This is a genomic window from Pseudomonas sp. GM60 (assembly GCF_000282415.1).
GTDB classification, from domain to species: Bacteria; Pseudomonadota; Gammaproteobacteria; order Pseudomonadales; family Pseudomonadaceae; genus Aquipseudomonas; species Aquipseudomonas migulae.
Window position 1 is genome coordinate 22248 of record NZ_AKJI01000099.1, and the last position, 19292, is coordinate 41539.

Sequence of the window (19292 nt, forward strand, 5' to 3'; positions counted from 1 at the left end):
TCCATGAGTACCGAAAACCGTGCCGCCGTCATCGAGGATTTCCTGAAGAAAATCCGCGTCATCAACCAACGTGGCGTCGACCGCGCCGCGCTGGTGGAGATCGTCTCCCTGCTCGAAGCTCTGGCCGAGCGCCGCGATCTGTTCAATTTCGACGCGTTTCCCGCGCCAGTGCCGGGGCAGGGCAGCACCGCGTTTCGCTATCGTCTGAATGACGACGGCGACACGCCGACGCTGTACCTGAACTCGTTGTTGCCGGGCAAAAGCACGCTCCCGCACAACCATGAAACCTGGGCGATCATCAGCGCCGTCGAAGGCCAGGAGATCAACTATGTCTATGGTCGTGATGACGAAGGTCGCGAGCCAGGTTTCACCACCTTGCATCTGCAAAAGGAAGTGATCGTGCAACCCGGCACGTCGATTTCGTTTCTCGGTGAAGACCTGCACGGCATTCGCGTTGAAGGCGAGAGTGCGACCTTGCATTTCCATCTCTACGGCTTGCCGCTGGAATCCCTCAACGGCCGTTATGGCGTCGAAGCGGACGGGCGCATTCTCAATTACAACGCCTCGCAAATGGCGCCGTCGATCAAGGCCTACGCATGATCGATTTGTACTACTGGCCGACCGGCAACGGTTTGAAGATCGGCATCCTGCTTGAAGAACTCGGACTGGATTACCGAGTGGTGCCGATCAACATCCGCGAGGGCGAGCAGAAGCAGGCGGCGTTCCAGCGGATCAGCGCCAATGGGCGGATCCCGGCGATTGTCGACCATGCGCCTGAGGGGTTGAGCGAACCGCTGAACCTGTTCGAATCCGGCGCCATTCTCAATTACCTCGCCGACAAGGCCGGGCGTTTTCTGCCCGCTGCCGGCAGCGTCGAGCGGCAGAAAGTCCAGGAGTGGCTGTTCTGGCAGGTGGGGCATATCACGCCGTACCTGAGTCAGTTGCAGGTTTTCAAGGAGAAGGCGCCACAGCCGATTCCGTTCGCCCTCGACCTGCTCAATACCGAAGCGACGCGGCTGTATCGGGTGCTGGAAACGCGTCTGGCTGACGTGCCGTATGTGGCGGGCGAGTACTCCATTGCCGACATGGCGATTTTTCCGTGGATCCAGCCGCAACGTCAGGGCCAGGACCTGGCGGATTTCCCGCACATCCACGCCTGGCGCGAACGCCTCAAGGCACGGCCGGCGATTCAACGTGCGTATGCGAAGGGCCGCGACGTGGCGGCCAATGAGCGCTCTCTGGCGCTTCAATAATTACTTTTCAAGCGGGACTTCCATGAGCCAGACCGTAACCCCAGGGCAATTGCAACAGTGGCTGTTCGACGGGCAGGAAATCGCCCTGTTTGATGGGCGCGAACACGGCCAGTATGGCGAGGCCCATCTGTTTTTCGGGGTCAATCTGCCCTACAGCCGACTGGAACTGGAGGCTCGGCGACTGGCGCCGAACCCTCAGGTGCGGCTGGTGATCTATGACCAGAATGGCGGTGATGTCGCCACGCGTTCTGCCCAGCGTCTTCAGGCGTTGGGGTATGAGCGCGTGCACGTTCTCGAGGGTGGCGCCGATGGCTGGCAGGCTGCCGGTTATCAGTTGTTTGCTGGCGTGCATGTGCCGTCCAAGGCGTTCGGCGAATTGGTGGAAGAGGCCAGCCACACGCCGCATGTCACCGCGCAGCAACTGGCCGAATGGCAAAGCCGTGGCGAACCGTTGGTGGTGCTGGACGGCCGGCCGTTCGATGAATACCGCAAGATGACCATTCCCGGTTCCGTGTGCTGCCCGAACGGTGAGCTGGGTTATCGCATCCATGATCTGGTGCCGGATGACACCACGCCAATCGTGGTCAATTGCGCCGGCCGGACCCGCAGCATTATCGGCGCGCAAACGCTGATCAACCTGGGCTTGAAGAATCCGGTCTACGCGTTGGAGAACGGTACTCAGGGCTGGTACCTGGAAGATTTTCAGCTGGAACACGGCAGCAGCCGTCGTTATGCCGATGCGGTATCCGTTGCGCCATTGGCGGCGCAACGCCTGGCCGCCGCCCGGCTGGCGGAACGGGCCGGGGTGAAAACAGTTACGGCAGCACAGGTCGAGCAGTGGTCCAAAGAGGCAGGGCGCAGTCTGTTTCTGTGCGACGTGCGCACTGCCGAGGAGTTTGCCGCTGGCAGTCTGACCGGTGCACAACACACGCCGGGCGGGCAGTTGATTCAATCCACCGATCTGTACGTCGGTGTGCGTCAGGCGCGGTTGGTGCTGATTGACAGCGATGGCGTGCGCGCGCCGATTGTCGCCAGTTGGCTGCGCCAGTTGGGGCATGAGGCGTATGTGCTGGAGGGTGGCGTGAGCAGCGGTCTGGCGTTGCCCGAGACTGAAGTTGCCGCCTATGAGGCGTTGCCATCGATCTCGGTGCAGGCACTGTCCGACGCGTTGAAGGACGACGCCGTCGCGCTGATCGATTTGCGCCCGAGTATGACCTTTCGCAAGGGCCATATTACCGGCTCGCGCTGGTCGATCCGTTCGCTGCTCGCGACGCACGTAGCCGGTGAGAACCGGCCATTGGTCTTGGTGGCCGATGATCCATTGCTGGCCGCATTCGCGGCGCAGGAATTGCCGGAAACCCAGCGCGCACAACTGCGACTGCTGGAAGGCGGACTCGCTGCCTGGCGTGCGGCCGGTTTCACCGTGCAGGAAAGTCCGGACACACCGGCCAATGAACAGTGCATCGATTTCCTGTTCTTCACCCATGATCGGCACTCCGGCAACAAGGACGCGGCGCGGCAGTACCTGGCCTGGGAAATCGGCTTGCTGGCGCAAATGAGTGACGATGAGATCGCCAGTCTCAAACCACTGCAACCTCAAGCTACCGAGGATTCGCGGGTACGCACACGCCTGGTCCATTCGGCACGCACGGAGCAGAGCAGTGGCGGTCGTTCGGTCAACGTGCCGGTCACCCGTCTGAGTACGGTGCTGTTCGACAACCTCGCGCAAATGCGTGACGCCCGTGCCCGCCGCGACACCGAGCGGGTGTTGAGTTACGGCGCGCGCGGCAATCCAACTGCGTTCGCCCTCGAAGACCTGGTCACCGAACTGGAAGGCGGTTATCGCACGCGTCTGTTCGGCACCGGGCTGGCGGCGGTTGCGCAGACGTTTCTGGCCTACCTGCGCCCCGGCGATCATGTGCTGATCACCGATGCGGTGTACGCACCGGTGCGGCGTCTGGCCCGGGAATTTCTTGAGCCGTTCGGTATCCAGGTCAGCTACTTCATCCCCGACGGCAGCAACTTGCAGGCGCAACTGCAAGCCAACACCAAAATGGTCTACACCGAGGTCCCGGGCTCCTTGCTGTACGAACTCTGCGACTTGCCGGCCATCGCCGCCCTGTGCAAACCGCGAGGTATTCTGCTGGCCGTCGACAACACCTGGGGCTCGGGTTACCTGTACCGACCGCTGACCCTCGGTGCGGACATCTCGATCATGGCGCTGACCAAATACCTGTGCGGCCACAGCGATGTGGTCATGGGCAGCGTCTGCGTCCGCGAAGATGCCTGGCAACCGCTGGCATCCATGAGCGACACCTTTGGCGTCACCGTCAGCCCGGATGACGCTTATCTGGTATTGCGCGGCGCACGAACCCTGGCACCGAGACTGGAGGTGCATGAGCGCCAGGCGCTGGAAATCGCCCATTGGCTGCAAGCGCAACCTCAGGTGAAACGGGTGTTCCATCCGGCATTGCCCGACCACCCTGGCCACACCTTGTGGCAACGGGACTTCAAGGGCAGCAACGGCTTGCTGTCCTTTGAACTGAACGATGCGGACGCCGCTTATGTCGAGCGCTTCATCGATGCGTTGCAGTTGTTCGGATTGGGCGCTTCCTGGGGTGGTTTCGAAAGTCTGATCACCGTGGCCGACACCCAGGATCGCCAAAGTGCGGCGGACCGTTCATTGAATCCGGTGCTGCGTTTGCACATCGGGCTGGAGGATGTCGAGGCGTTGATTGAGGATCTGCAACGTGGTTTCGCTGCGATATCATGAAGACTCAACGCACGGCTGAGTCTTCAGCACAGCGCCGGATCATCGGCCATCGGAAAGAACCGAATCATGCAAGACCGAACCTATCAACTGCTGGAAGTCGCCAACGGCAAACCGATCAAGCTCTGGACCGAAGGCGTTCCGGTAGAAAACGAAGCCAGGCAGCAATTGATCAACACCGCGAAGATGCAGTTCATCTTCAAGCACTTGGCGGTGATGCCCGACGTGCACCTGGGCAAGGGCTCGACCATCGGCAGTGTGATTCCTACCGTGGGCGCGATCATCCCGGCCGCCGTCGGGGTGGATATTGGCTGCGGCATGATCGCCGCGTGCACGTCGCTGACCGCCGCTGATTTGCCGGACAACCTGCATGGCTTGCGTTGTGCGATCGAAAAAGCGGTGCCCCATGGGCGCACCGTTGGTCGTGGGGTGCGGGACAAAGGTGCCTGGGACAGCGTTCCGAAACAGGCCGATCATGCCTGGTCTGCCTTGAACCCACGGTTCAAGGCGATCACCGACAAATACCCGAAACTCGCCAGCACCAACAATCGAGGGCACTTGGGCACGTTGGGCAGCGGCAACCACTTCATTGAAGTGTGCCTGGATGAGGCCAATCGGGTCTGGTTCATGCTGCACAGCGGCTCACGCGGGGTTGGCAACGCCATTGGCTGCTTGTTCATTCAACTGGCCCAGGCCGACATGCGCCAGCACATCGCCAATTTGCCGGACCGTGACCTGGCTTACTTCGAAGAAGGCAGCCGGCATTTTGATGATTACGTTGAAGCCGTCGGTTGGGCCCAGGATTTCGCCAGGCAGAACCGTGCGTTGATGATGCAATCGGTGATTCAGGCGGCACGGAAAGTGATCGGCAAACCGTTCGACGTCGCCCTGGAGGCGGTGAACTGCCACCACAACTACGTGCAGAAAGAACGGCATTTTGGTCAGGAAATCCTGGTCACCCGCAAAGGCGCGGTGTCGGCGCAGAAGGGGGAGCTGGGGATTATTCCGGGATCGATGGGCGCGAAAAGCTTCATCGTTCGCGGGCTCGGCAACGAGCAATCGTTCTGCTCCTGTAGCCACGGCGCTGGCCGCACCATGAGCCGTACCAAAGCGAAAAGCCTGTTCACCGTCGAAGATCAGATCCGCGCCACCGCCCACGTCGAGTGCCGCAAGGATGCGGCGGTGATCGATGAAATACCGATGGCCTACAAAGACATCGACCGCGTGATGCACGCCCAACGCGAGCTGGTGGAAGTGCTGCATACCTTGCGTCAGGTGGTGTGCGTGAAGGGTTAGGCGCAATGCAAAGATCGCCGCCTCGTTTCACTCGACAGCTCCTACTGGGGATACGCATTCCAATGTAGGAGCTGTCGAGTGAAACGAGGCGGCGATCTTTTGATCTACCGATACTTGATCACGATCCCTTTGAGCTTGCGTCCCTCAATGGTTCTTACATCGCGAGCCCACAGCGGCCCGTTGACATAAGCGCCCATCGGCTGGATATGGTCGTAGACCACCACCACGGCATCGCCACCGAGCTTGGCTGACTCGTCCCGAAGTTTTCCTTCTACCTGGGTGATCGGGGGGGCAGGATCAACGCTGGCATCGATCAGCACTTCACCCAATCGAATGTGCGGGCGAAGGGGTTCGGTACGCAACACCACCACTTCACTGGCCAGCGTCGGCGCGGGATGCTCGACACCCACATAAGCAGTGGTCCGGGCATCGACCGTGGCGCAACCACTCAAACCCAGCAGGGTTCCGGCAAGCGCTGTCGCCAGCAGCGATATTTTCAAACGGGTGGACCAGGGCGCGTCATGGGCAGGCATGGTGGGTTTCCTCCGACGGTTCTGCTGTGAGGCGGGGTGGCCTGTTGACGGTAGCAGACGGTCCGGGAGTGTCCAGAACGCCCAGCCTTTTCAGGTTGGGCGTTTGCTTGCCGGTAAAGTCACTGATCCTTTTCGCAATTGACCATCCACGACACACCAAACCGGTCGACCAGCATCCCGAAACGCGCGGCCCAGAAGGTCGCTTCCAGGGGCATTTGCACGCTGCCGTCTTCCGCCAATGCGTTGAAGACCCGTTCCGCCTCGGCAATGCTGTCGACATTCAGCGAGACCGAACAACCGGCCATGTCATCCGTGGGGCGATCAGGTGTGGTGTCCGACCCCATGATCGCCTGATCGCCCACCGACAGGCGGGTATGAATGATCAGGTTGTGCAGGTCCGCCGCAAAGTGCTCGCGCGCCGGGCTTTCACCGAAGGTCATCATGACGTCGAGCTGGCCTTGAAGGGCCTGGGCATAGAAAGTGAACGCGGCTTTACAGTCGCCGTTGAAGATGAGGTAGGGATTGATTTTCATTGTTTGCTCCCGTTGCCAACAGACGGAGGTGGGTTTTCCTGTAGGAGCGAGCCTGCTCGCGATGGTCTCCAAAACGCCGCGTTTATCCAGACCGCACGCTCCTACAACGGCATTAGCAAAGTCTTAGAGGTGGTGATTGGCAAAAATCGTTTAGATGTTTTTTCTATTGAAACGGTGCGGGTTATCGCTCAATCCACGACCACCGGGACATCGTCTTCGCCCAGGCAGACCGTCAACTGTTGACCGGCTTCGTTGAAGGCGCAGTGCGGTAACGACTGTTGCTTGAAAATGGCCATGGGCACGCCGACAAACAAGATGAGCAGCGTGGTCGCCACGGCCATTCGCCCCGACATTGCAGAGCGTGACGGCGATGTTTTTGAGGCGCGGCTTTTGATCCTCGAGCGGGCATACAGGCCGCTGCACAGCAACACTGCGCCGATCAGCATGGCCACGCCGATCTCCTGTCGGCTGGTACTCAAAATCATTTGGTCGGCGTTTGCCGGATAGTCCAGTTGCCACCAGGCGCCAATGCCCACGGGCAAAAGTCCGGCACTGATCCAGCCGTAGATTGATCCGGGCAAACGACACACCACGGCAAGCAACAGGGCGACGCTGGCAGCGCCCCAGCCCATCAGATAAAGCTGGGTTGCCATGCCTCCCCCCATAAAAGTGCCGCCGACATCGATGGGCGTTATCAGCAACCAGTCAAAGGCGGCGATGTGCAGCGTCAGTACGGAGACGGCGATACAGCTCAGGGGATAGTAGAGCCATGACCAGAGGGTGCGGGGGCGGGATAACACACGAAGTCCTTTTTGTGTTTGAGGGCGCGCCATTATGCTGCGTGGGTTTACGCTTTGCATCGGTGGTTCGCTCGATCCACTGAAACCAGTCCGGTTTCTCAGGCCGCTGCGCGTGGCACCGAGGGCCGCAGCAAACGCTCAATGGCCCCAGCCACGAGGTTTTCCAGCAGTTCATTACGCTCAGGCTCATCCAGCAGATGGTGCGCCAGCCAGCAGGGCGCGCTGTTCAGCAGATTGGCGATGGCATGCCCGGCGGCCTGTTGCGCCTGTTCACTGAGGCGGGGTTTGGTCCCGAGCATCAGCAGCAATGTGCGTTCGTACTGTTCGCGCAACTGCCGAACGCGCGCCTGCTGTTCGTCATTCAGGCAGCCGCTGTCGCGTTCCACCAGACGAAAATGCCAGGGCATTTCCTGATGCAGATTCAAATGCGCGCGGATCAGGCTGTTGAGCCTGTCGCGCTTGGCCGGAGACTTTTGCTCGATGCGCCCCAGGGTTGCCAACAGCTCTTCGTAGAACTCCTCGATCAGGTCGAGCAGCAAGTGCTGTTTGCTGGGGTAATGGTGATACAACGAACCCGGGGAAAGCCCCAGGCACGTCGCGAGCTCACGCATGCCGACCTGACCGAAACCTTTGCTGGCAAACAGCTCCAGCACCTTGTCGCGGTACTCGGCGAAACGTGAGCAACGCTCAGGCATAGGCATGGAAGCCACGCCCCGTCTTGCGTCCCAGATAACCGGCGGCAACCATTTCCTTGAGCAGTGGCGCGGGGCGGTATTTGCTGTCGTTGAAACCGTCGTAGAAGGCTTCAAGAATCGCCAGCACGGTGTCCAGGCCGATCAGGTCGGCCAGTGCCAGCGGGCCGATGGGCTGGTTGCAACCCAGGCGCATCCCGGCGTCGATGTCTTCGGCGCTGGCCAGGCCTTCCTGAAACACCAGGATCGCTTCGTTGATCATCGGCACCAGAATCCGGTTGACCACAAAGCCCGGACGGTTGCCGGCGGTGATCGCGGTTTTGCCCAGGGTGGTTGCCATGTCCAGCGCCAGGGCGTGGGTTGCATCGCTGGTTTGCAGGCCGCGAATCACTTCGATCAGGCCCATCACCGGCACCGGATTGAAGAAGTGCAGGCCGATGAAACGTTCAGGCTGGCTGACGCTGGCGGCAAGCTGGGTGATCGACAGTGACGACGTATTGGAGGCGATCACACATTCGGCGCTGACCTGCGCGGCGATTTGTTGCAGCACGCGCAGTTTCAGGTCGAGGTTTTCGGTGGCGGCTTCGATCACCAGTTGCACGTTGTGCAAGCTGCTGTAGTCGGTGCTGGTGCGGATCTTGTCGAGGGCGGCGAGCTTTTGAGCTTCTGTCAGCGTGTCCTTGGCAACTTGCCGGTCGAGGTTTTTGCCGACGGTCGCAACAGCCTTTTGCAGGGCGCTCTCGGAGATATCGATCAAGGTCACGTTGAACCCTGCCTGGGCGCAGACTTGTGCAATGCCGTTGCCCATGGTGCCTGCGCCGATCACGCCAATGTTTTGCAGATTCATGTACACGTCCTTCCGGTCAAACCCTGCGATACCTTGGCCGCCACAGCGGCCGAAGGCGTACTATTGGCCGCGAGTCTAGAACCGGCGGGGCGGTTGTCCTATGCCGGAACTGTTCAACGGTGCTGGTGTTTTTTGCCATTCGGGTGATGGGGAGCGAAGCGTTCAGATGCGGGAAAAGGATTCGGTGGCCGCCTACTTCGTGCAGGCGATGATCCATGGGCTGGGGGACAATCCGCAGCGGCGGCGGGCTGCTCTGGAACAGGCAGGCATCGATCCGGCGTTGATCGAACAGCCCGTGTCGCGGGTGCCGGCCAGTGAGTTTGCTGCACTCTGGTTGATCCAGATCCGAGAGCTCGATGACGAGTTCTTCCGGCTCGACTCCCACGGCATGCCGCCGGGCAGCTTCGCCCTGATTTGCCGGGCCTTGATTCAGGAACCCGACCTGCACAAAGCCATGCGCCAGTGCCTGAACAACTTTGCCCTGTTCCTTCGCGATTTTCGCGGCACGCTGACGGTGCGCGGCAAACGTGCGGTCATCAGCCTGGATACCTGCGCGAAAAACGATGATGTTGCGCGTTTTGGCGAAGAAACTTTTCTGGTACTGATGATCAGCCTGATGTGCTGGCTGGGTGGTCGGCGCATCCCCATCGACCGCGCGGACTTCCGCCATAAGCGCGTGTCCCTCAGCGATGACCGTTTGCTCTGGGGGCCTAACCTGACCTTCGGCGCTGAACGCACCGAAATCGAATTCGCCAGCCACTACCTGCGCTTGCCGGTGGTCCAGGACCTGGCTTCGCTGAAAGTGTTTCTGCGCACCGCGCCGCAATGGCTGGTGATTCGCTTCCGAAACCAGCATGGGCTCGCGTCGCAAGTCCACCAGCGTTTGCGCAACAGCCACTACAGCCAATGGCCGACCTTGCAGGCCTTTGCTTTGGAACAACATCTGAGCCCCAGCACCTTTCGCCGCAAGCTGGAGCGGGAAGGGTGTTCGTATCAGGAAATCAAGGACGAGGTGCGGCGCGGGGTTGCGTTTGAGCAATTGCGGCAGAGCAAGGCCAGCATCGGTGACATTGCCGAACAGTTGGGGTTTCAGGAGCCGAGTGCATTTCACCGGGCGTTCAAGAAGTGGACGGGGGAGAGTCCGGGGCGTTATCGAGCGCGGTTTTTGGAGCACGTAACGTCGGATCTGGATTGAGTTTTTGTCCAGTTTTTCCTTGTTGAATGTAGGAGGGTTTTTCGCTTGTAGTCCCGCCTGTAGTCCCGAAATCTCTTGTGACTACCGCACTTCAGCAGTGGATGACACAGGCTGTAGAGGTGCTGTATTTATTTGCTCCGAGTCGAATTTTTCAATGGATTGGAAATGGCATGGATAGCTTGGTCAAGGAAGTCATTCCGCTACTGCAGTATTTGCTCCCGGGGTTTTTAGCAACCTGGATCTTTTACTCGCTCACGGCGTTCAAGCGACCCGATACCTTTGGGCAGATAGTCCAGGCGTTGATTTTCACGTTTGTGATTCAGTCGCTGGTAGTCGGTTTGGAGGGGGTGTTGCTATTGACGGGAGAGCGGTTTTTCTCAGTCGGCGTGTGGGACAAGAAATCGGAGGCTTTATGGTCAGCAGTTATTGCGGTGGTGATGGGGGTTCTTTCGTGCCACATCGCGAACAGCGACAAGCTTCATGCGTTACTCAGGAAGCTGAAAGTCACCACCAAAAATTCGTTCCCCAGCGAGTGGTACAGTGCTTTTTTATCGAGGCAGGGATTCGTAATACTGCATTTGATCGGAGGGAAGCGTCTGTTTGGTTGGCCAAGCGAATGGCCATCGGAGCCTGCAAACGGACAGTTTGTTCTCGAGTTTCCTCGCTGGATTGATAACCACGACAATCCGTTGCCTGTCAGGGCCAAGGTTATTGTTATTGATGCTTCAAAAGTACAGTGGGTCGAGTTCGCAAAAACAATAGGGTGATCAAATGACGTGCAAGATGCCGACCGTAATGCCGCCTGAACTGAGGCGGTTAATGGAAGAATGGGAAAATGGTGGTCCTCCTCCCCCCGGGCTGGTGATTCCAATCGGGCCTCCACCTTCAAGAAGAGAAGTCGAGAGACCGCGCAAGCGCAACCGATAAACATGCCAGCGGCCCTTTCCCGCGTCACCTCATTGCTCGATCAGGCCAGACGCGCCTTGCTCCTTGTCTGGGCTACTTCTCGCGGGTTGTTTCTGGGCCTGGTGCTGGCGACCCTGATCGCAGGCGTACTCCCGGCATTGGCTGCCTGGCTTGGCCAACGCATCGTCGACGCGGTGGTTTTCGCCATGCAACTGCACGCGCAGCAGGGCAGTGCGCCGTTGTGGCCGGTGGTGCGTTACGTGCTGTTTGAAGCCGGTGTGCTCGCATTGCTGTCCGGGACCCAACGGGCGCTGTCGGTTCAGCAATCGCTGTTGCGAGTGCAGTTGGGGCAGAAGGTCAACACGATGATTCTGGAGAAAGCCCAGACGTTGTCGCTGGTGCAGTTCGAGAATTCCGAGTTCTACGACAAGCTGGTGCGGGTCCGGCGCGAGGCGTCGACCCGGCCGTTGGCGCTGGTGATGAAGTCGCTGGGGCTGATCCAGAACCTGATCGTGCTGATCAGTTTTGGCGTGTTGCTGGTGCATTTTTCGCCGTGGGCGCTGGTGTTGTTGGTGGTGGGTGCGTTGCCGGTATTTTTTGCCGAAGCACATTTTTCCGGGGACGCCTTCAGGCTGTTTACCCGTCGTGCGCCGGAGAGTCGGCAGCAGAACTACATCGAGACGCTGCTCTCCCACGAGGGCTACATCAAAGAGGTCAAACTGTTTGGCTTCGCGCCACTGCTGTTGAAGCGTTATCGCGATACGTTCGCGCGTCTTTACGCTGAAGACCGTCGGCTGACCCTGCGCCGCGATGGCTGGGGTTTTGTCCTGGGGTTACTGGGCACGGGGGCGTTTTATCTGGCCTACGCGTGGGTGGTGGTCGACACCGTCCACGGCAGCATCACCCTCGGCCAGATGACCATGTACCTGGTGCTGTTCAAGCAGGGGCAGACGGCAGTGAGCAGCAGCTTGAGCGCCATCAGTGGTCTTTACGAAGACGGACTGTATCTGTCCAGCCTCTATGAATACCTGGCTGAGCCCGTGGTGGCCGACTCCGGCAACCTGACCGTAGGCGCGCTGCCCGGCGATGGTCTGCGGTTCGAAAACGTCGGGTTCAGCTATCCGGGCGCGAGCCGCGCGGCGCTGGAGGGCATCGATCTGCACCTCGTGCCGGGGCACAGCGTGGCGCTGGTGGGGGAGAACGGTTCGGGCAAGACCACGCTGATCAAGCTGCTGACCCGTCTGTACCGTCCCGATCAGGGGCGCATCCTGCTGGACGGCAGTGACTTGCAGGCATGGGACGAAGATGCGCTGCGCCGGCGTATCGGCGTGATTTTCCAGGACTATATTCGCTACCAGTTCTCCGTGGGCGAGAACATCGGTGTCGGCGACACCCTGGCGTTCAACGATGAGCAGCGCTGGCAAGCCGCTGCCGCCGAGGGCATGGCTGCGCCTTTCATTGAGCGTCTGGATCGCGGCTATGCCACCCAATTGGGCCGCTGGTTTGCCGGCGGCCAGGAACTGTCCGGCGGGCAATGGCAGAAGATTGCCTTGTCCCGTGCCTACATGCGCCGTGACGCCGATATCCTGATTCTGGATGAGCCGACCTCAGCCCTCGACCCGGCGGCGGAAGCGGCGGTGTTCGAGCATTTCAGCGAGCACACCGAAGGCCGCATGACGCTGTTGATTTCCCACCGTTTTTCCAGCGTGCGTAATGCCGACCACATCATCGTGCTGGATCAGGGGGCGATTCTTGAGCGCGGCGATCACGCCAGTCTGGTGGCCGCCGGAGGGCGTTACGCGCAATTGTTCAACTTGCAGGCGCGAGGTTATCGCTAAACGTCAGGAGTCCTGAGAACCGCGAGCCACTGCCGGCCCGGCCATCTGCGGCGGTTTTGCTTTCATCAGGCCTTCAAGTGCCTGGCGATACTGGGTGCCGCCCAAACTCATGCTGTTGTTGTGCGTGCCACCCGGCACCAACAACAGGCGCTTGGGCTCGCTGGCGGCGTTGAACAACTGCTGGCTGAAGCGCGAAGGCATGAATGTATCGGCCAGGCCATGCACGACCAGCAGCGGCATGTCGATGTCGACGATCTTGTCGATGGAATCGAATTTCTGCGACAGCAGCCAGCGCACCGGCAGCCATTTCACTGGCAGGTTACTTTCGGCCACTTGGGCCACGGCATCGCCCAGTGACGTGAACGTGGACTCGATCACCAGACCGCGCACCGGGACGGCGACATGGTTCTTTTTCGCCTGCGCGGCCAGGTCTGACGCGAGGTCGATGGCTACCGCACCGCCGAGGGAATGGCCATAGATCAGGCGCTTGCTGGCGTCCGGTTGCATCGTTGTGAAGCGTTCCCAGGCAGCTCGTGCGTCTTCATACACGCTGGCTTCCGACGGCAGATCGCCTTTGCTCTGACCAAACCCGCGGTAGTCGATCGCCAGGACGGAATAGCCCATGGCGCGCAATTGTTCGATGCGAAACGCCTGGCCGGTGAGGTTCCAGCGCACGCCGTGCAAATAGAGGATCGAAGGCGCATCACGACGAGCCGCCGGCCACCACCAGGCATGCAGGTTTTGCCCCTCCTTGAAACTGGCGGGCTGGATGTCGAATTCTTGAACGTCCTTCGGCAAACCGCGATACCAGCCCGCCGTGCCCGGTTCGATACGAAACAGCAGCTCGCGCTCGGTGTGCTCAAGCACGCCGCAACTCACCGGCAGGCCGACAATCAGCGCGGCCATGCACAGCAAGGGCAGCCAGCGTCGGCGCAGGCGTGTGAGCGGAGAGGAGGGCATCGGATGGTCCGTCGGTAAAAACTGAAGTCCGGTTTTTAACAGAAGCGTGTCGGCGGGGGGAACATTTTCGACAGCCGTTCACCAACCCTCCTTGTAGGAGCAAGCTTGCTCGCGATGACGGTGGCACATTAAGCAATGCTGTCGACTGACACACCGCTATCGCGAGCAAGCTTGCTCCTACAGGGGGGCGCGACAATTGCAGATCAATCCACCCGCAACACAATCTTGCCAATGTGCTCGCCACCTTCCATCCGCGCATGCGCCTGTGCCGCCTCGGCCAACGAATAAACCTTGTCGATCATCGGCAGGCAACGCCCGGCAGCGAGCACCGGCCACACGTATTCGCGCAACTGCTCGGCAATCGAGGCTTTTTCTTCCACGGTGCGTGGGCGCAGCAACGAGCCCGTCACGATGGCGCGTTTGCTCATGATCGCCAACAGGTCGACGTCCTTGGCGTGGGCGCCGCCGAGAAAGCCCAGCATTACCAGTCGACCTTCCATGCCCAGTGCCGCGATGTTTGAATTCAGGTACGAGCCGCCCATGATATCGAGAATGACATTGACGCCCTTGCCGGCGGTTTTTTCCTGGATGACCTGGGCGAAATCCTGATCGCGATAGTTGATCGCTTCGGCGCCCAACGTACGGATCGCCGCGCACTTTTCCTCACTGACCGCCGTGGCGAAGGCCTTGACGTCGAATTCGCGACACAGCATCAACGCGGTCGTGCCGATGCCGCTGGTGCCGCCATGGATCAATGCGCGCTGACCTTTGGCAGCGCCGCCCATGTCAAACAGGTTGGCCCACACGGTGAAGAAGGTTTCCGGGACCGCCGCCGCGTGCACCCAATCCATGCCTTGAGGAATCGGCAGCGTCTGGCCGGCCGGCGCGACGCAGTATTGTGCGTAACCGCCGCCGTTGGTCAGCGCGCAGACGTTGTCGCCGACGATAAATTCGCTGACACCTTTACCGACCCCCACCACTTCACCGGCCACTTCCAGGCCCGGAATCGGGCTCATGCCGGGTTTCATCGGGTACTTGCCGGCACGTTGAATCACGTCGGGGCGATTGACCCCGGCAGCGTGCACGCGAATCAGCACTTCGCCCGGCCCCGGGGTTGGTACTGACGCCTGGCGTGGCTTCAATACCTGCGGGCCGCCGGGTTCGGTGATTTCGATCAGGGTCATGGTGTGGGGCAGATTCATGTGAGTGTCCTGTCTGGAACTGTTCAGTAAGTGGGGCCACATCAAGCCGTCGGTGACTCAGCTCAATACAGGTTGCCGCCGGCCGCGACGATTCAGCAAGCGCGTGCCTTGCTCCAGCAGCAGGGCTACGACAATGGCGCCCGCTGCGAGGATGAACAACAGCGCGTGATGCCCGCCGCTGGCGTTGAACAACGCCGAATATGCAAACCCGGCAATCGCCTGGAACGTGGCGAACGACACGGTGGCGCGACTCCAGGCAATCTGCTGTTGATGATGGTTCGGGATCAGTTCGTGAACCCGGGCCAATGCCAGCGGCACGATACCTGGCGGGAACGAGCCGAGGATCACCGCCAGCAAGGCCAGCGCAGTGAAATCACTTGAAATCGACAGTAAACCGACTGCAACTGCCTGCACCACCAGCACCAGGCGAATGCTCAGCCGTGCGCCCAGTTTGTCAGCCAGAAAACCGTAACTCACCGGCCCGATAATCGCGCCGAGGCCGTACATCACCCAGATAAGAGCGCCAATGTGCGCGCCAGCCCCGAGCCCGCGGGCAACGTAATCCACCAGGAACACCATGGCGGGCACGAGCCCGGCAGCCATGAACGCGTATTGGGCGAACAGCAGGTAAACGTTCGGGTCAGTCGGCATCGTCGAGGGTTCAGCGGACGGTGCCGCGGTGGCCGCATGCGTGGCTGACGGCCAACCGAACCAACTGGCGACGGTCAGCACCAATGCCAGCGCGCCGAGACCGAACCAGGTGTTCTGCAAACCCAGGCTCAACAGCGGCGGCACAATCGTCCCGGAGCCGGCGATACCCAAACCGATGCCCAGGAAAATCGCACCACTGGCCAGCCCTCGGCGGGACGCCGGCACATGCGGCAGCACGGTCGCGGCCACCAACACCATGATCGCGCCGCCAGCGACGCCCGACAGCAATCGCCAGCCGAAGAACCAGCTCACCGACAACGGAAAGCCACACGCGCAAAACGACAGCGTCACCGCCAGCATCATCAGGCGCAGGGCGCTTTTGTTGGAGGTCCGACGGGCCAGCGGATGGCCGATCAGCGCACCAATCAGGTAACCCACCAGATTGGCGGCGCCGAGGTACACCACGTCGCTGGCGGAAAACCAGTGCGCCTGGATCAACGAGGGAATCAACGGCGTGTAGGCGAACCGCGCCAGGCCGATGCTGACCAGGCTGGCGCAGAGGCCGGCGAAAATCGGCAGCCAGATCGCGCTGCTCGGGGTGGTTGATGTGCTGGGCATGGGAGCCGTCCTCCAGGTTTATCTATGGTGCCCAGCTTATCCAGGTTCATTGATGCAATAACGCAGCGATTTTGCGTTATGGTGATGCGTATATGCAGCAGTGGAGAAACCTATGAATTGGGATGACGCCAGGGTGTTTTTGGCCGTATGCCGGGAATCGACGTTACGTGGCGCGGCGCGGGTGCTGGGGGTCGATCAGGCCACCGTCGGGAGGCGGATCACAGCACTGGAGAAGTCCTTGAGTGCGACGCTGTTTCTGCGTACTTCGGAGGGATACGCGCTGACAGCCGTCGGTGAAGCCGCGTTGAAAGCCGTGGAGAAAATGGAGCACTCCGCACTGGAGATGCAGCGCCAGATTCAAGGGCTCGACGACCGGCTGACCGGTATCGTTCGGGTCAGCACCACGGACTCCATGGCCATCGACTTCCTGATCCCGGCGATTGCCCGCTTGCACGCACAGCACCCCGACGTGCGCGTGCAACTGGACGCTTCGACGCAGATTCTGAGCCTGTCGAAACGCGAAGCCGACATCGCCGTGCGCAACACCCGGCCAGACAACCCGGACCTGATCGCCCGACGCATCGCGCGTTGGCCGGTGGGCCTGTTTGCCTCCCGGGAGTATGTGGACACCCACGGTGTACCGGCACCGGGTTCGGCGTTCGAGGGGCATGATCTGGTGGTGTATCAACCGTATTTGCAGAGCAACAAAGACATCACGCTGGTCTCGGAACCGTTGGGACGCGGGCGCATCGTTTCGAGCCTGAGCTCCAGTCTGCTGGTGCGCCGGGCGATTGCCGCGGGGATCGGGCTGGGGGAAATTCCGGTGTACATGGGGGAGCGCGACGGGCTGGTCAGGCTATGGCCGGAACGCACACGGCCGGTGCCGTATGACATATGGCTGGTGACGCACGCGGACTTGCGGCATACCGCGAGGGTGCGGGTGGTGATCGATGAGATTGTTGCGGGGTTTGCGGGGACGGGTGAGTAACGCACGCCCCTGTGGGAGCGGGCTTGCTCGCGAATGCGGCCAGTCATTCAACATTGATGCTGACTGGCAATCCGCGTTCGCGAGCAAGCCCGCTCCCACAAGGGGCGTGTTTCAACGTTACGGCATTTCAGGCAATTCCTGAGGACGCAGGTCAAACACCAGCACTTCGGCATCCACGCCGTTGCTCAGGGTCAGCAACTGTTCATCGCGAACCCGCACGCCATCGCCTTCCTGCAATTGCAGGCCGTTGAGTTCGACGCTGCCGCGCGCCACATGCACGTAGGCATAACGATTGGCGGCCAGTTCCAGCGTGGCACTTTCCTTGCCATCGATCAGGCCGGCATACACCCGCGCATCCTGGCGCACCTTCAGCGAACCGTTTTTCCCCTCGGGGGAGATGATCAGTTGCAGACGCCCGCGTTTCTTCTGTGTATTGAAATGCTCTTGCTGATAGCGCGGTTTGGCGCCGCTGACGTCCGGCACGATCCAGATTTGCAGGAAGTGCACGCCACGGGTCGCCGAGTGGTTGTACTCGCTGTGTGCCACGCCGCTGCCGGCACTCATCAGTTGCACGTCACCGGGGCGGATCACCGAACCGGTGCCCAGGGTGTCCTTGTGTTCCAGGGCGCCTTCAAGCACGTAGGAGAAAATCTCCATGTCACGGTGTGGGTGCTGGCCAAAGCCTTTGCCTGCCGCGACGCGGTCATCGTTGATCACCAGCAGGTCGGAAAAACCCTGCTCTTTCGGGTTGCGGTAGTTGGCGAAGGAAAAGGTATGGAACGACTTCAACCAACCATGATTGGCCAAGCCGCGATCGGAAGCTTTGCGAAGGGTCAGCATGATGAAATCTCCTGTGGGGACGTTGATTCGTCCGAGTGAGGAGAAGGTTAATGTTTATCCTGTGGTGCAATAAGTAGATGGAAATTGAAATACTGTCCCTTTGAGATTGACAATAATAAACAGGCTGATCCCCCCGCACTTGGCCATAATGCACAGCACAGCCTTCATGCCGTACACGTAACCCTGTAGGAGCCGGCTTGCTGGCGATGGCGTCCGTTCAGACAATAATCATGTCGACTGACCCACCGCTATCGCCAGCAAGCCGGCTCCTACAGGGGGCGATGTACGGCCAGTATTTTTTTTTGATTTCAGTGATTTTGAACCCATGAAAACCGTGGCAATGGTGCTGTTCCCTGATTTTCTCCTGCTCGACATGGCCGGGCCCATGGAGGTGTTTTCCATCGCCAATCGTTATCTGGAACCGGCCGAGCGTTACGTGTTGTCGACCATCGGCACCGAGCACGGCGCGTTGCGTGCCTCCAACGGTGTCAGCGTGCAGGCCGATGTGCATATCGATCAGGCGGATCAGGCGTATGACCTGTTGCTGGTGCCGGGCGGTCCCGGGGCCTACAACGAAAAACACCCGCCGTTGCTCGGCTGGCTCAAAGGTGCGGTTAAGCGGGCTGGACGTTATGGCTCGATCTGCACCGGCGCATTCGTGCTCGGGCATGCCGGTCTGATTGACGGCTACCGTGTCACCACCCACTGGCATTACACCGAACGGCTGATCAAGGGGTTCCCGAAGGCGACGGTGGAGACCGATCAGATCTTTGTTCAGGACCGCAACCTGATCACCTCCGGTGGCGTCACCGCCGGCATCGACCTGGCACTCGCGGTGGTTGCCGAAGACCATGGCAAGAAAGTCGCTCAGGACGTGGCCAAGGTGTTGCTGGTGGTGATGAAACGTCAGGGCGGACAGGCGCAATTCAGTCCGTTGATGGCGACGGTGGCCCCTCACGAAACGCCGGTGACGCGCGTGCAGAACTATGTGCTCGACCACCTCGACGAAGCCTTCAGCATCGAGCGCATGGCCGGCCTGGCCACCATGAGTCCACGTCATTTCGCCAGGGTGTTCGCCCGGGAAGTGAACATGACGCCGATGGAATTTCTCCAGAGCGCACGTATCGACTGTGCGAGAAATCTGTTGGAAACCAGTGACTTGCCGCTCAAGACCGTGGCTTTCAAAAGTGGTTTCGGCAGTGTGCGGCACATGCGGTTTCTGTTCAGTGAAAAACTCGGGTTGACCCCGTCCCAGTACCGCGAACAGTTCAGCTAGTGCCTTTTTGTCCGTTTTGCGCACCGTGATGACCGTGACGCTCCCATCGTGGTCGTTGTTCCGTCACCGAGGCCTGCGAAGATACCCGTGAACT

18 protein-coding genes are annotated in these 19292 nt (G+C 60.3%); 9 read left to right on the forward strand and 9 right to left on the reverse strand.

From position 1 onward, the window contains the following. Positions 1–3: 3 nt before the first annotated feature. The 4 genes from PMI32_RS06615 to PMI32_RS06600 all read left to right on the forward strand — a co-directional run bounded on the left by PMI32_RS06615 (position 4) and on the right by PMI32_RS06600 (position 5319). Positions 4–600: a cysteine dioxygenase family protein gene (locus PMI32_RS06615; protein ID WP_008032837.1), complete on the forward strand. Its 597-nt coding sequence runs from the start codon at positions 4–6 to the stop codon at positions 598–600. Further along, positions 597–1253: a glutathione binding-like protein gene (locus PMI32_RS06610; RefSeq protein ID WP_008032838.1), complete on the forward strand. Its 657-nt coding sequence runs from the start codon at positions 597–599 to the stop codon at positions 1251–1253. Before PMI32_RS06615 ends, PMI32_RS06610 begins: the two co-directional genes overlap by 4 nt. 22 nt (positions 1254–1275) lie before the next feature. Then, entirely contained in the window at positions 1276–4026 is a 2751-nt protein-coding gene (gene metC / locus PMI32_RS06605; protein WP_008032840.1) for a cystathionine beta-lyase, read from the forward strand. Between the two features lie 66 nt (positions 4027–4092). Continuing rightward, positions 4093–5319, forward strand: coding sequence for an RtcB family protein (locus PMI32_RS06600; RefSeq protein ID WP_008032841.1), 1227 nt, complete (start codon positions 4093–4095; stop codon positions 5317–5319). Between the two features lie 104 nt (positions 5320–5423). Here PMI32_RS06600 and PMI32_RS06595 read toward each other — a convergent pair whose 3' ends face one another. The 5 genes from PMI32_RS06595 to PMI32_RS06575 all read right to left on the reverse strand — a co-directional run bounded on the left by PMI32_RS06595 (position 5424) and on the right by PMI32_RS06575 (position 8724). After that, entirely contained in the window at positions 5424–5852 is a 429-nt protein-coding gene (locus tag PMI32_RS06595) for a hypothetical protein (RefSeq protein ID WP_008032842.1), read from the reverse strand. 119 nt (positions 5853–5971) lie between these two features. Further along, the gene (locus PMI32_RS06590; RefSeq protein ID WP_008032844.1) at positions 5972–6385 is read right to left on the reverse strand and encodes a VOC family protein; all 414 of its coding nucleotides are present in this window, start codon (positions 6383–6385) and stop codon (positions 5972–5974) included. Positions 6386–6573: 188 nt separating this feature from the next. Further along, on the reverse strand, positions 6574–7245 hold the full coding sequence (locus PMI32_RS06585; protein WP_008032846.1) for a hypothetical protein: 672 nt from the start codon (positions 7243–7245) through the stop codon (positions 6574–6576). Positions 7246–7283: 38 nt separating this feature from the next. Beyond that, a complete protein-coding gene (locus PMI32_RS06580; RefSeq protein WP_008032848.1) occupies positions 7284–7886 on the reverse strand; it encodes a TetR/AcrR family transcriptional regulator in 603 nt (200 codons plus the stop codon). Further along, the gene (locus tag PMI32_RS06575) at positions 7873–8724 is read right to left on the reverse strand and encodes a 3-hydroxybutyryl-CoA dehydrogenase (protein WP_008032849.1); all 852 of its coding nucleotides are present in this window, start codon (positions 8722–8724) and stop codon (positions 7873–7875) included. The genes PMI32_RS06580 and PMI32_RS06575 overlap by 14 nt, the downstream gene beginning before the upstream one ends. Before the next feature lie 166 nt (positions 8725–8890). Here PMI32_RS06575 and PMI32_RS06570 point away from each other — a divergent pair, with 166 nt between their 5' ends. The 3 genes from PMI32_RS06570 to PMI32_RS06560 all read left to right on the forward strand — a co-directional run bounded on the left by PMI32_RS06570 (position 8891) and on the right by PMI32_RS06560 (position 12663). Then, on the forward strand, positions 8891–9919 hold the full coding sequence (locus PMI32_RS06570; RefSeq protein ID WP_008032853.1) for an AraC family transcriptional regulator: 1029 nt from the start codon (positions 8891–8893) through the stop codon (positions 9917–9919). A gap of 170 nt (positions 9920–10089) precedes the next feature. Further along, positions 10090–10686, forward strand: a complete 597-nt coding sequence (locus tag PMI32_RS06565) for a DUF6338 family protein (RefSeq protein WP_008032855.1) — start codon at positions 10090–10092, stop codon at positions 10684–10686. A 162-nt stretch (positions 10687–10848) separates the two neighbouring features. After that, positions 10849–12663 carry an ABC transporter ATP-binding protein gene (locus tag PMI32_RS06560; RefSeq protein ID WP_008032856.1) on the forward strand — a complete coding sequence of 605 codons (1815 nt, stop codon included), beginning with the start codon at positions 10849–10851 and terminating at the stop codon, positions 12661–12663. A 3-nt stretch (positions 12664–12666) separates the two neighbouring features. Here PMI32_RS06560 and PMI32_RS06555 read toward each other — a convergent pair whose 3' ends face one another. The 3 genes from PMI32_RS06555 to PMI32_RS06545 all read right to left on the reverse strand — a co-directional run bounded on the left by PMI32_RS06555 (position 12667) and on the right by PMI32_RS06545 (position 16094). Further along, positions 12667–13623 (reverse strand): alpha/beta hydrolase, encoded by a 957-nt coding sequence (locus PMI32_RS06555; RefSeq protein ID WP_008032857.1) that lies wholly within the window; start codon positions 13621–13623, stop codon positions 12667–12669. Positions 13624–13826: 203 nt separating this feature from the next. Next, the gene (locus PMI32_RS06550; protein WP_008032858.1) at positions 13827–14825 is read right to left on the reverse strand and encodes an NAD(P)H-quinone oxidoreductase; all 999 of its coding nucleotides are present in this window, start codon (positions 14823–14825) and stop codon (positions 13827–13829) included. Between the two features lie 57 nt (positions 14826–14882). Next, positions 14883–16094: a YbfB/YjiJ family MFS transporter gene (locus tag PMI32_RS06545; protein ID WP_008032860.1), complete on the reverse strand. Its 1212-nt coding sequence runs from the start codon at positions 16092–16094 to the stop codon at positions 14883–14885. Between the two features lie 112 nt (positions 16095–16206). On the opposite strand from PMI32_RS06545, the gene PMI32_RS06540 reads away from it, so the two are divergent. Further along, positions 16207–17082, forward strand: coding sequence for a LysR family transcriptional regulator (locus PMI32_RS06540; RefSeq protein ID WP_008032861.1), 876 nt, complete (start codon positions 16207–16209; stop codon positions 17080–17082). Positions 17083–17199: 117 nt separating this feature from the next. Here the strand turns inward: PMI32_RS06540 and PMI32_RS06535 are convergent, their stop codons facing one another. Further along, the gene (locus tag PMI32_RS06535) at positions 17200–17922 is read right to left on the reverse strand and encodes a pirin family protein (protein ID WP_008032862.1); all 723 of its coding nucleotides are present in this window, start codon (positions 17920–17922) and stop codon (positions 17200–17202) included. A 325-nt stretch (positions 17923–18247) separates the two neighbouring features. Here PMI32_RS06535 and PMI32_RS06530 point away from each other — a divergent pair, with 325 nt between their 5' ends. Continuing rightward, entirely contained in the window at positions 18248–19198 is a 951-nt protein-coding gene (locus PMI32_RS06530; protein ID WP_008032863.1) for a GlxA family transcriptional regulator, read from the forward strand. The last annotated feature ends 94 nt before the right edge of the window (positions 19199–19292 follow it).